The organism is Xanthomonas sp. NCPPB 3005 (assembly GCF_041228095.2).
Classification (GTDB): Bacteria; Pseudomonadota; Gammaproteobacteria; order Xanthomonadales; family Xanthomonadaceae; genus Xanthomonas_A; species Xanthomonas_A bonasiae.
This window is the reverse complement of the sequence record NZ_CP166096.2, coordinates 4012193-4025754: the sequence shown is the minus strand read 5'-3', so window position 1 is coordinate 4025754 and position 13562 is coordinate 4012193. Positions and strand designations below refer to the sequence as shown.

Annotated in this window: 4 protein-coding genes; all 4 read left to right on the top strand. The window is 70.2% G+C overall.

Translation table 11 applies throughout. The features are described from left to right. Positions 1 to 229 precede the first annotated feature (229 nt). The 4 genes from AB8810_RS17310 (at position 230) to AB8810_RS17295 (ending at position 13395) form a co-directional block, all read left to right on the top strand. Entirely contained in the window at positions 230 to 3157 is a 2928-nt protein-coding gene (locus AB8810_RS17310) for a TonB-dependent receptor (RefSeq protein WP_369914359.1), read from the top strand. Positions 3158 to 3262: 105 nt separating this feature from the next. Further along, positions 3263 to 4006: a FadR/GntR family transcriptional regulator gene (locus tag AB8810_RS17305; RefSeq protein ID WP_179570743.1), complete on the top strand. Its 744-nt coding sequence runs from the start codon at positions 3263 to 3265 to the stop codon at positions 4004 to 4006. Between the two features lie 489 nt (positions 4007 to 4495). Next, complete coding sequence (locus tag AB8810_RS17300; RefSeq protein ID WP_369914358.1) at positions 4496 to 13174, top strand: GH36-type glycosyl hydrolase domain-containing protein; 8679 nt, start codon at positions 4496 to 4498, stop codon at positions 13172 to 13174. Positions 13175 to 13209: 35 nt separating this feature from the next. After that, entirely contained in the window at positions 13210 to 13395 is a 186-nt protein-coding gene (locus AB8810_RS17295; RefSeq protein ID WP_241093206.1) for a hypothetical protein, read from the top strand. Positions 13396 to 13562 lie beyond the last annotated feature (167 nt).

The following is a 13562-nucleotide window of genomic DNA, read 5'->3' as shown; positions in this document are numbered from 1 at the left end:
TAGCAGAGGTCGAACGCTCGTCAACCAGATCTGCATACCAAAAATCATTTATCTGGAAAGGTAATTTGGCGCGGAATTCGTGCTGCAAGCGCACATAAAATAAGATCAATTGCACGTACCAATTGGCCTGGACGGATATTTCTACCAATTTGTTGACATTGGTCGGGGACCGGTGAAGGCTCCGCTCCCAAGTCGTAGCCCTTACGGCGTTCACTCGGGAGGAGAGACCATGCGGCACCCCTATGCGGCCCCGTCCGCCAAGCGCGCCGGCGCGCGTTCGTTGCGCAGCGTCCTGGCGTGCGCCATCGCGGCCTCGTTGACCAGCGGCGCGGCCTGGGCGCAGGAGCCGCCCGCCGCTGCGGCCACGACCGCCACGGCGCCGGCGCCGGCGAGCGGGGCGACGACGCTGGACCAGGTCCAGGTCACCGGCATCCGCGGCTCGATCCAGTCCTCGATCAACAAGAAGCGCGACGACACGGTGATCTCCGACGTGCTCTCGGCCGAGGACATCGGCGACCTGCCGGCGCCGTCGCTGGCCGACGCGATCGAGACCCTGACCGGCGCGGCCTCCACCCGCGACAAGACCGGCGCCTCGGAGATCTCCATCCGCGGCCTGGGCGCGTTCCTCAGCAGCACCCAGTTCAACGGCCGCGAGATCACCAACGGCAGCGGCGACCGCTCGGTGAACTTCAACATGTTCCCGGCCGAGCTGATCAACACCGTGGCCATCTACAAGACCCAGCGCGCCGACCTGATCGAAGGCGGCGTCGCCGGCACCATCGGCCTGGAGACGGTCAAGCCGCTGGACTACGGCAAGCGCGCGATCCAGTTCGACGGGCGCGGCAGCTGGGCCGAGTACGACAGCAAGTACCGCGACAAGGACGGCATCGGCTGGCGCGGCACCGCCAGCTATATCGACCAGTTCGAATTCGCCAACGGCGGCAAGCTCGGCGTGTCGATCGGCCTGCAGGCGCTGGACGGCACCGATCCGGAAGAGAGCATGACCAGCGGCTCCACCTGGTACGCCTGCGACGGCACCCAGAACGTGCGCAACGCCAATTGCGCCGAGGTCGGCGCCAACGCCATCGCCAACGGCGCGCCGTACTACCTGGTGCCGAGCAGCCGCATCTACCGGCTCAAGCAGGAGCGCAACGACCGCCAGTCCGAGTTCGCCGCGGTGCAGTGGAAACCCAACGAGGTGCTCGAGGTCAATGTCGACTACGAGCACACCGACCGCAACTGGCACGAGAAACGTTCCGACCTGAGCCTGTCCAACACCCGCCGCGGCATCGTCGATCGGCAGGTCGACGACAACGGCGTGCTGCGCAGCTATTCCGGCAACACCTCGATCGATTCCACCTCGACCCTGTACGACCGCAACGAGGAATACACCGGCGGCGGCCTCAACATCGTGCTGCGCCCGAGCGTGGCCTGGGAGATCGCCACCGACCTGTCCTACTCGCACACCGTGCGCGAGGACACCCAGCGCATGACCCGCCTGCGCGCCAACGCCCGCGACGTCAACAACGCGGTGGTGCCGGGGATCAGCAGCGGCGCCACCGGCTACGTCAACTACGACTGGGACAACCGCGGCGACGTGCCGAGCATCGCGCTCGATCCGGCGTTCGACGTCAACGACTGGGACGCCTATACCGGTGCGGCACGGGTCACCTCCGAAGAGGAGAAGAACGACCACCGCATCCGTGCCGGGCGGTTCGACGTCAGCTACCTGCCCGAGGACGGGCTGCTGACCAAGCTCAGCTTCGGCCTGCGCGCCAGCCAGGCCGACTACCGTTACTTCGACAACACCATCACCACCGACATCGCCTCCAGCGGCGCCGGGCGCGCGCAGATCGTCGCCGCCAACCAGGCCTGCCGCGCGGCGTTCCCGCAGGACGATTTCCTGGACGCGGCCAGCGGCAATACCATCTCCAGCTGGGCCTACTTCGATCCGCGCTGCCTGTACGAAGCGTTCCGCGGCAGCAGCGCCACCGGCGTGGACCCGGACTACATGGATCCGAACAACGTCGACGTGGTGGAGAAGACCAAGGCGCTGTTCCTGATGGCCGACTTCCGCAGCACGCTGTTCGGGCTGCCGGTGTCGGGCAACATGGGCCTGCGCTGGGTCAAGACCGACGTGCGCTCGCAAGGCGTGCGCGCCGACCTGGACCTGATCGACAACGGCGCCGGCACCCTGCGCCTGCAGCCGACCGGCACCTATCAGACCCTGGTCGCCAAGGCCGGCAACGACAAGCTGCTGCCCAGCGCCAATGCCTCCTTCGAACTGCGCGACAACCTGCTGCTGCGCGTGGCCGGCTACCGGGCGATGTCGCGTCCGGACATCGCCGCGCTGGGCTCGGGCCGCAACGTCAACCTCACCGGCACCGAGAACTTCACCAGCCTGGAAGAGGCACTGGCCGGCATCACCGCCACCGGCAACCCGGAGGCGAAGCCGTTGATGTCGTGGAACGGCGACGTGTCGCTGGAGTGGTATCCGAACGAGGACAGCATGCTGGCCGGCGCGGTGTACTGGAAGCAGTTCAACGGCGGCACCGAGACCGCGCTGTTCGACGAGACCTTCGTGGTCGATGGACAGAGCGTCACCGTGCCGGTGCCGCGCCAGGTGACCACCGACAAGAAGAGCACGCTGACCGGCTTCGAGCTCAGCGCCGCGCACCGCTTCTCCTACCTGCCCAAGCCGCTGGACGGGCTCGGCTTCAAGCTCAGCTACAACTACGCCGACACCGACTACGAGACCCAGGATCCGCGCCTGGGCGAGCAGGTGGATGCGGTCACCGGCACGGTGATCCCGGCGATCGTGGCCCCGGCCGGACTCAGCGGCTTCTCGCGGCATGTGCTGTCCGGCTCGCTGTACTGGGAACTGGGCCGCTTCGACATGCAGGCGATCGGCAAGTACCGCTCCAAGTACTACCAGGACTTCACCGGCAACACCGCGCAGCAGAACCGCTACTACGACGACAACACCAGCGTGGATTTCCGCGCGCGCTACCGGGTCACCAAGCAGCTGTCGCTGTCGCTGGAACTGATGAACCTGACCAACGAACCGCGCGTCGCATCCCAGCCTGTCTACGGCAACTTCCGCGAGTACGTGAGCTACGGGCGGCGCGCATATTTCGGTGTACGATACAAGTTCTGAACGCAGCGGCGCGGCTCCCGGGTCGCGCCGTTTTTCGAGCCGCAGCAGGCGCCGGCGCGTCGTCCCGGCACCGCTGTGGAATTCACCGACGGGTCCTTAGCGCGAATGTCCGAAAGCCGCCTCTACCAATCCATCGCCGCAAAGATCCTGTCGCTGATCGAATCGGGAGAATTCCCGACCGGTTCGCGGCTGCCGGGCGAGCGCGATCTGGCCGAGCGGTTCGGGGTGAGCCGGGTGACCATCCGCGAGGCGGAGATCGCGCTGGAAGCGCAGGGCTGGATCGCGATCAAGACCGGCTCGGGCGTGTACGTGCGTCCGCGTCCGATCGATGCGCAGGGCGCGCTGCCCGACGTCACCGCCTTCGACCTGACCGCCGCGCGCACGGTGATCGAGGCCGAAGCCGCGGCGCTGGCCGCCGGGCGCCTGACCGATGCCGACATCGAGGAACTGCAGACCCTGGTGACGGCGATGTCCGATCCGGCCACCACCGAGGAAATGGCCGGCGAATACGACCGCCGCTTCCACCTGGCGATCGCGCGCCTGTCCGGCAATCCGGTGGTGGAATACTGCATCCACCTGATCTGGCGCATGCGCAACGAACTGCCGCGGGTGCGCCAGGTGTATGCGCACGTCTGCCACCAGGACGATGCGACCCGCACCGACGAGCATGCCGCGATCCTGGAAGCGCTGAAGACGCGCGATCCGGCGGCCTCGCGCAACGCGATGCGCAATCACTTCCAGCGCCTGTTCGAGTCGATGCTGGAAGCCACCGAGAGCCAGGCCCTGGCCGAGATCCGCCGCCGCACCCAGCAGGACCGCGAGCGCTTCCTGGCCACCACGCGGATCTGAGCCGGGCGCCGTTGCCGGCGTAGCCGCCGGTGTTGGCGCTGCGGCGTGATGCGTGTCCGCGGATACGCGCGCGGCGTGTCGTTGCCGCCGCCATCGGCCATCGTCGGGGCGTGTTCGCCTCGTTTTGCGGCGTCCGCCTGTTGCGCAATCGCGCCGCAATCGCGGCCCATTGCGCCACGCGGCGACGGCGCAGATATCGGCACCTGAACGCCATCGGCGCACCGTGCGCCGACCGCAGCGTCAACCGCAGCGTCAACCGCAGCGCGGCTGTGTCGCGCGCAGCGACGCAAGCACGGCGGTCAATCGCGCGCACCGCGCTGCCCGCATTCACGCCTGGCGCTGCCCGCGCCTGTTAAGCATGAAGCCAAGCGGGCTCTTTGGCCCCTCTGGATCATCATGGCGTCCCCCTGGCGTGCGTTGCGTAGACGGCTGCTTCCTTATCGGCGCGGCCTCTCCGGCGTGCGCGCGATGTTTTTGCAGCATGGCCGCATGCGGCCGCCGACCGAGGAGCCGCTGCGCGCGCAACTGCTCAGCGCCGAACAGATGGCCGCGCACGGCGAAACCCTGGCGCGTAGTCACCGGGTGCGCGGCGGACGCAGCCCCGAGGTGTTGCTGGCGCGGCTGAAACAGAACGAGGACGTGCTGCGCGACGCCTTGGCGATGCTCGCGGCGATGGTCCGCGACGACATCCGCGTCACGCCGGCCGGCGAGTGGCTGCTGGACAACTTCTACCTGGTCGAAGAACAGATCCTGATCGCGCGGCGCCATCTGCCCGCCGGCTACAGCCGCCAGTTGCCGGCGCTGGCGCAGGGCGCGTCGGCCGGGTTGCCGCGCGTCTATGCGTTGTCGATGGACGCGATCGCCCACGGCGACGGCCGTATCGATGCCGACATGGCCAGCCGCTTCATCGCCGCCTACCAGACGGTGACGCCGCTGATGCTGGGCGAGCTGTGGGCGATTCCGATCATGCTGCGCCTGGGCCTGCTGGAAAACCTGCGCCGGGTCGCGGCGCGGGTGATGCGCGACGGCATCGACCACCGCCTGGCCAGCGACTGGGCCGACCGGCTCAATACCGCCGCCGTGCAGGACCCCAAGAGCGTGGTGCTGGTGGTCGCGGACATGGCGCGCTCGCAGCCGCCGCTGTCCGGCGCGTTCGTGGCCGAACTGGTACGCGGGCTGCACGGGCGCGGCGGGGTGCTGGCGATGCCGGTGACCTGGGTCGAGCAGTGGCTGGCCGACGGCGGCCAGCGCATCGACCAGATGGTGCATGCGGAGAGCCAGCAGCAGGCGGCCGACCAGGTTTCGATCAGCAACAGCATCGCCAGCCTGCGTCTGCTGGCGACGATGGACTGGCGCGATTTCGTCGAGGAGCTGAGCGCGGTCGAAGCGCACCTGCGCCGCGATCCGCACGGCACCTACGCGCAGATGGACTTCCAGACCCGCGACAGCTACCGGCACAGCGTCGAACTGCTGGCGCGGCGCAGCGGCGCCAGCGAGGACGCGGTGGCCGAGTGCGTGCTGCAGCTGGCGCAGGCGGCGGCCGTGGACGACCGGCGCCATGTCGGCTACTACCTGGTCGACGATGGCCAGCGCGACCTGCCGGCGGCGATCGCCGCGCTACCGCGCGCACGTCGGCGGCCGCACGTGGCGCGGCGCACGCTGCCGCTGCCGGCGTACCTGCTGCCGATCGCGGCCATCGCCGCGTTCGGCAGCTGGAAATTGCTGGCCCAGCTGCATGCGCTGGCCACCGTGCCGGTATGGTTATGGGCGACGACCGCGCTGCTGGGCGTGCTGGTGTTCAGCGAACTGGGCGTGGCGTTGGTCAACTGGGCGGCGACGCTGCTGGTGGCGCCGCGCACGCTGCCGCGGATGGACTTTTCCAAGGGCATTCCGGCGGGCGCGCGCACCCTGGTGGTGGTGCCGAGCATGCTCAGCGACGCGGCCACGATCGACGAACTGGCCGAAGGGCTGGAAGTGCGGTTCCTGGCCAATCGCGATGTGCAGCTGCATTTCGCGTTGCTGACCGATTTCCTGGACGCCGCGCAGGCGACGCTGCCCGGCGACGCGGCGCTGCTCGACCATGCCGCGCAGCACATCGCGCGGCTCAACCAGCGCTATGCGCCGGAACGCGGCGACCGCTTCTTCCTGCTGCACCGCCCGCGCCTGTGGAGCGCCGGCGAGCGCGCCTGGATCGGCCACGAGCGCAAGCGCGGCAAGCTGGCGGCGCTGAACCGGCTGTTGCGCGGCGGCGCGGCCGATGCCGATTTCAGCGCGGCGATCGGCGCGACCGCGCTTCTGGCGCAGGTGCGCTACGTGATCACCCTGGACGCGGACACGCGGCTGCCGCGCGACGCGGCGCGCGAGTTCGTCGCGACCCTGGCGCATCCGCTGAACCGCGCGCGCATCGATCCGGCGCTGGGCCGGGTGACCCGCGGCTACGGCATCCTGCAGCCGAGCGTGGGCAGCAGCATGAGCGGCCATCGCATCACCCGCTACGCGCGCCTGTTCGGCAGCGAGCCGGGCATCGACCCGTATACGCGCACCGTGTCCGACGTGTACCAGGACCTGTTCGGCGAAGGCTCGTTCGTCGGCAAGGGCATCTACGACGTGGATGCGTTCGAGCAGGCGCTCGACGGCCGCCTGCCCGACAACCGCATCCTCAGCCACGACCTGCTGGAAGGCTGCTACGCGCGTGCCGGCCTGGTCAGCGATGTGCGCCTGTTCGAGGACTACCCGGCGCGCTATGCGACCGACGTGAAGCGCCGCGCGCGCTGGATCCGCGGCGACTGGCAGCTGTTGCCGTGGCTGTTGCCGTGGGTGCCCGACGCCGCCGGCCGTTACCGGCGCAATCCGCTCTCGGCGCTGTCACGCGGCAAGCTGCTGGACAACCTGCGCCGCAGCCTGGTGCCGATCGCCGCCACCGCGTTGCTGGCGACCGGTTGGCTGTGGCTGCCGCGGCCGGCGGCGTGGACCGCCTGGCTGCTGGGCCTGTTCGTGCTGCCGATCGTGGTGCCGGCGTTGCACGACATCGTCGCCAAGCCGGTGGACATGGCCTGGCGCATGCACCTGGGCACGCTGGGCAAGGCCTGGGCGACGCAGCTGCAGCGCGCACTGGTGGCGCTGGCGTGCCTGCCGTACGAGGCCGGCTACGCGGCGTCGGCGATCGTGCGCACGCTGTGGCGCATGCTGGTCAGCCGGCGCCGCCTGCTGCAATGGCATGCATCCGGCGACGTGGCGCGCAGCCTCGGTCGCGGCAATGCGGCGGAGCTGGGCGGGATGGCGCCGGCGGCGCTGTGCGCGTTGGCGCTGCTGGCCGTGCTGGCCTGGCGGCAGCCGCATGCGCTGTGGGTCGCCGCGCCGATCGTGGCGCTGTGGATCGTCGCGCCGGCCGTGATGGCGTGGATGGGTCATGCCGCCGCGCCGCGCCGCGCGCAGCTGGCGCCGCCGCAGCGCGCCTTCCTCGGCCGGCTGTCGCGCCGCACCTGGGCGTTCTTCGAAGTGCACGTGCGTGCGCAGGACCATTGGCTGCCGCCGGACAACGTGCAGGAACATCCGCAACTGGTGGTGGCGCGGCGCACCTCGCCGACCAATATCGGCCTGGCCCTGCTCGGCAATCTGGCCGCCTACGACCTGGGCTACCTGCAGCCGGGCGGGGTGATCGAGCGCACCCGGCTGACCCTGGCGACGATGGAGACGCTGCCGCGCCATCGCGGCCATTTCTACAACTGGTACGACACCGAGACCCTGCTGCCGCTGCCGCCGGCCTATCTGTCGACGGTGGACAGCGGCAACCTGGCCGGGCATCTGCTGACCCTGCGCCAGGGGCTGCTGGCGCTGTGCGATGCGCCGCTGCTGGCCACGGCCACCTTCGACGGGCTGGCCGACACGTTCGGCGTGCTGCGCGAGGCCGCGCACGACAATCCAGTCGCAGCGGCGGTGCCGCAGGCGGCGCTGCACGACGTCGATCAGCGCCTGCAGGCGCTGTGCGCGGCCCCGCCGCAGACGCTGCCGCAGACCTGGCATGCACTGGCTGCGCTGGCCGTGCAGGCAGCCGCGATCGCCGAGCGCTGGCCGCCGCCGGCCGCCGCTACGGAGCAGTCCGCCGACGCGTTGGCGCCGCACTGGCCGCAGGTCCTGCTGGACGCGTGCAACGCGGCGCAGCAGGAACTGCACGAATTCGCGCCGTGGGCGACGGTGCCGGATCGCGACGACGCGTGCCTGCCGGCGACCGAGGCGGCGTTGCCGACGCTGCGCGCGCTGGCCGCGCAGACCTGCAACGCCGAGGCCGCCGAGCGCGCCCGCGCGCGCATCCACCAGCTCGAGCGCCTGGCGCATATCGCCGGGCAACTGTCGCTGATGGAATACGGCTTCCTCTACGATCCGGCGCGGCGCCTGCTGGCGATCGGCTACAACGTCGACGAGCGGCGCCTGGACCAGGGCTACTACGACCTGCTGGCGTCGGAGGCGCGGCTGTGCAGCTTCGTCGCCATCGCCCAGGGCCAGCTGCCGCAGGAAAGCTGGTTCGCGCTCGGGCGCCAGCTCACCGAGGTCGATGGCGAAGCGACGCTGCTGTCGTGGAGCGGCTCGATGTTCGAATACCTGATGCCGCAGCTGGTGATGCCCAGCTATGCCGACACCTTGCTCGACCAGACCGCCGTGCATGCGGTCAACGCGCAGATCGCGCACGGCGCGCGGCACGCGGTGCCATGGGGCGTCTCCGAATCCGGCTACAACGCGGTCGATGCGCGGATGAACTACCAGTACCGCGCGTTCGGCGTGCCCGGGCTGGGCCTCAAGCGCGGGCTCGGCGACGATTTGGTGATCGCGCCCTACGCCAGCATGATGGCGCTGATGGTGGCCCCGGAAGCGGCCTGCGCCAACCTGCAGCGGCTTTCCGAGTCCGGTTTCGGCGGCCGTTTCGGCCTGCACGAGGCGATCGACTACACCCCCAGCCGGGTGCCGCCCGGCCAGGACCATGCGCTGATCCGTTCGTACATGGCGCATCACCAGGGCATGGGCCTGCTGGCGCTGGACCATCTGCTGCGCGAGCAGCCGATGCAGAAGCGTTTCGCCGCCGATGCCGAATTCCAGGCCACCTTGCTCCTGCTGCAGGAACGGATCCCGCGGGTGGGCGTGTTCCATCCGCAGGAGGCCGACGGCGCCGCACGCAGCCCCCAGGACGCGCGCGAGGACGAGACCCAGCTGCGCGTATTCCGCGATCCGAGCGCGCCGCGGCCGGCGGTGCAACTGCTCTCCAACGGCCGCTACCACGGCCTGCTGACCAGCGCCGGCGGCGGCTACAGCCGCATGCGCGACATGGCCATCACCCGCTGGCGCGAGGACGCCACCCGCGACCATTGGGGCAGCTTCTGCTACCTGCGCGACGTGGACAGCGGCGACTACTGGTCGGCCGCCTACCAGCCCACCGCCGTGGCGGTGGACCACTACGAAGCGATCTTCTCCGACGCCAAGGCCGAGTTCCGTGGCCGCAAGCGCGGCTTCGACACGCACCTGGAAGTGGCGATCTCCGCCGAGGACGACATCGAGCTGCGCCGCCTGCGGGTCAGCAACCGTTCGCGGCAGCCGCGCACCATCGAGATCACCACCTATGCCGAAGTGGTGCTGGCGCCGGCCATCGCCGACGAACTGCACCCGGCCTTCAGCAACTTGTTCGTGCAGACCGAGATCGCCCGCGACACGCAGGCGCTGCTGTGCACGCGGCGCACCCGCGCGCACGACGAGGTGGCGCCGTGGATGTTCCATCTAGTGGCGGTGCACGATGCGCACATCGGCGCGATTTCCTACGAGACCGACCGCGCGCGCTTCCTCGGCCGCGGCAATACGGCGCGCACCCCGCGCGCGCTGAGCCGGGATGCGGCGCTGTCCGACACCGCCGGTTCGGTGCTCGACCCGGTGGTCGCGATCCGCTGCCGGATCGAGCTGGCGCCGGAGCAGACCGCGATGATCGACATGGTCTACGGCGTCGGTGGCGACCGTGCCGCGTGCATGGCGCTGATCGACAAGTACCGCGACCGGCGCCTGGCCGACCGCGTGTTCGACCTGGCCTGGACCCACAGCCAGGTGGTGCGCCGCCAGATCAACGCCTCGCAGGCCGACGCGCAGCTGTACGAGCGCCTGGCCGGGCTGATGGTGTACGTGAACCCGGCGCTGCGCGCCGACAGCGAACTGCTGCTGCAGAACCGGCGCGGCCAGTCCGGGCTGTGGGGCCATGCGATCTCCGGCGACCTGCCGATCGCGCTGCTGCAGATCGGCGATGCCGACAACATCGAACTGGTGCGGCAGATGGTGCAGGCGCATGCGTACTGGCGGCTCAAGGGCCTGCATGCGGACCTGGTGATCTGGAACGAGAGCCAGAGCGGCTACCGGCAACAGCTGCAGGAACAGATCCTGGGCATGGTCGCGGCCGATCCGGACGCCAGCGTGCTGGAGCGCCCCGGCGGCATCTTCGTGCGCCCGGTGCAGAACATCTCGCAGGAGGACCGCATCCTGCTGCAGGTGGTGGCGCGGGTCATCGTCAGCGACCAGCGCGGCACGCTCGCTGCGCAGATCGGCCGGCACCTGCCGCCGCCGCGCGGCATGCCGGAACTGATGCCGTTGCCGGCCGCCGCGCTGGCCGAGGCGCAGGAGCATGCACAGGCGCTGGCGCCGTTCGCGGCCGCCAGCGGCGACCCGCACGAGGATCCGTGGCCGTTCGCGCCGGCGCAGGGCGAGGTGCTGTTCGACAACGGCACCGGCGCCTTCGCCGCCGACGGCCGCGAATACCTGGTGGCGCTGCGCGAGGGCGCGCCGACGCCGGCGCCTTGGTCCAACGTGCTGGCCAATGCGCAGCTGGGCACGGTGCTCAGCGAAAGCGCCGCCGGCTACACCTGGTTCGAGAACGCGCACGAGTTCCGCCTGTCGCCCTGGCACAACGACCCGGTCGCCGACACCTGCGGCGAAGCGTTCTACCTGCGCGACGAAGACAGCGGCCGGGTGTGGTCGCCGCAAGCGCTGCCGTGCCGCGGCGAGGGCGACTACCGTACCCGCCACGGCTTCGGCTACAGCGTCTACGAGCATGTGCAGGACGGCATCGCCAGCGAGCTGTGGGTGTACGTGGCGCTGCACGAAGCGGTGAAGTTCTCGGTATTGAAGCTGCGCAACCTGTCCGGACGCAGCCGTCGCCTGTCGGCGACCGGCTATGTGGAATGGGTGCTGGGCGACCTGCGGGTGAAATCGCAGATGCACGTGGTCAGCGAGCAGGACGGCACGCACGGCGCACTGCTGGCCTGCAATCCGTACAACGCCGAGTTCGCCGCGCGCACCGCGTTCTTCGACGTGGATGCGGCCGCGCGCAGTTGCACCGGCGACCGCAACGAATTCCTCGGCCGCAACGGCGACATGGCCCACCCGCAGGCGCTGCGCCGCGAACGCCTGTCCGGGCGCCTCGGCGCCGGGCTGGATCCGTGCGCGGCGATCCAGGTGCCGCTGAGCCTGGCCGCCGGCGCCGAGTGCGAAACCGTGTTCCGGCTCGGCGCCGGCAAGGACCGCGATGCCGCGGTGGACCTGGCGCGGCGCATGCGCGGCCGCGACGCCGCGCACGACGCGCTGGACGCGGTGCGCATCCATTGGCGGCAACTGCTCGGCGGCTTGCAGGTGAAGACCCCCGATCCCAGCGTGGACCTGCTGGTCAACGGCTGGCTGCCGTACCAGACCCTGGCCTGCCGCTACCTGGCGCGCAGCGGCTATTACCAGTCCGGCGGCGCGTTCGGTTTCCGCGACCAGCTGCAGGACATGATGGCGCTGGTCCACGCCACCCCGGAACTGGCGCGCGAGCATCTGCTGGCCAGCGCCGCGCACCAGTTCCCGCAGGGCGACGTGCTGCACTGGTGGCATCCGCCGCAGGACCGCGGCGTGCGCACGCGCTGTTCGGACGACTACCTGTGGCTGCCGCTGGCGGCGTGCCGCTACCTGCAGGTCACCGGCGACCGCGGCGTGCTCGACGAAGACGTGCGCTACATCGAAGGCCGCGCCGTCGGCGCCGACGAGGAGTCGTACTACGACCTGCCGGCGCCGTCGAGCCAGCGTGCGCCGCTGTATGCGCACTGCGTGCAGGCGCTGCGCCGCGGCATGGCCCTGCTCGGCGAGCGCGGCCTGCCGCTGATCGGCACCGGCGACTGGAACGACGGCATGAACCGGGTGGGCGAGGGCGGCAAGGGCGAGAGCGTGTGGCTGGGCTTCTTCCTGTACCACGTGCTGCAGCAGTTCGCGGCGCTGGCGCGCAGCCGCGAGGATGCGGCCTTCGCCGACGAGTGCGATGCGGCGGCGCATGCGCTGCGCGCCAATCTCGAGGCGCACGCCTGGGATGGCGGCTGGTACCGGCGCGCATGGTTCGACGACGGCACTGCGCTGGGTTCGGCGCAAAACGCCGAATGCCGCATCGATTCGATCTCGCAGAGCTGGTCGGTGCTGTCCGGCGCGGCCGAACCGGCGCGCGCGCGGCAGGCGATGGCCGCGCTGGACCGGCATCTGGTCAAGCGCGACGCCGGCCTGATCCAGCTGCTGGAGCCGCCGTTCGACCGCATCGAGCACGATCCCGGTTACATCCGCGGCTACGTGCCGGGCGTGCGCGAGAACGGCGGGCAGTACACGCATGCGGCGGTGTGGGCGGCGATGGCCTTCGCCCGGCTCGGCGACGGCGAACGCGCCTGGGAACTGGCGCGGATGATCAACCCGATCCAGCACAGCCTGGATGCGGTGGCCAGCGAGCGCTACAAGGTCGAACCCTACGTGCTCGCCGCCGACGTCTACGGCGTGGCGCCGCACGTGGGCCGCGGCGGCTGGACCTGGTACACCGGCTCGGCCGGGTGGATGTACCGGCTGCTGGTCGAATCGCTGCTCGGCCTGCAGCGCGAAGGCGACAGCCTGCAGTTGCGGCCATGCCTGCCGGCCGATTGGGAGCGCTGCGAACTGCAGTACCGCCATGGCGGCAGCACGTACCACATCGAACTGCTGCAGCACGCAGCGGAGCAGGCAGGCGATGCCACCGATCCTGCCGACAGCGCCGGCCTGTTCGTGGACGGCCTGCGCCAGCGCGATGGGCGCATCGCGCTGGCCGACGACGGCAAGACGCATCGCGTGCAATGGCGGCAGCCGCGCGCGCCGGCATGAACACGCGCGCGCAAACGCAGGCGGCGTTGGCGCATATGGCGGCGATGCTGCCCGAATGGACCGCGCATCTGCGCCATCCGGACGAGTTCTGGCCGCAATTCAGCGCGCTCGCGCAGGAGCTGCTGGATGCGGCGGACCCGGACGATCGCGTGCAGGCACGCCAGGCACTGGCGGCGATGCTCGCCGAACACGCGATCGATACGCGGCTGCTGCCGCACTGAGTCGCGTTGTCGCTCGGTGAGCGCACGCCATCGTGCGGATCGCCCGGCAATCGGTGGCAGCCCTCAGCGCCGCGGCGTATGGCGCTGCGCCGATCCCGCCACACTGGCCTCACGGCATGGTCACCCTGGTTGCACGTCGCCTGCGGCAACACTGCGCTCCACGCCGT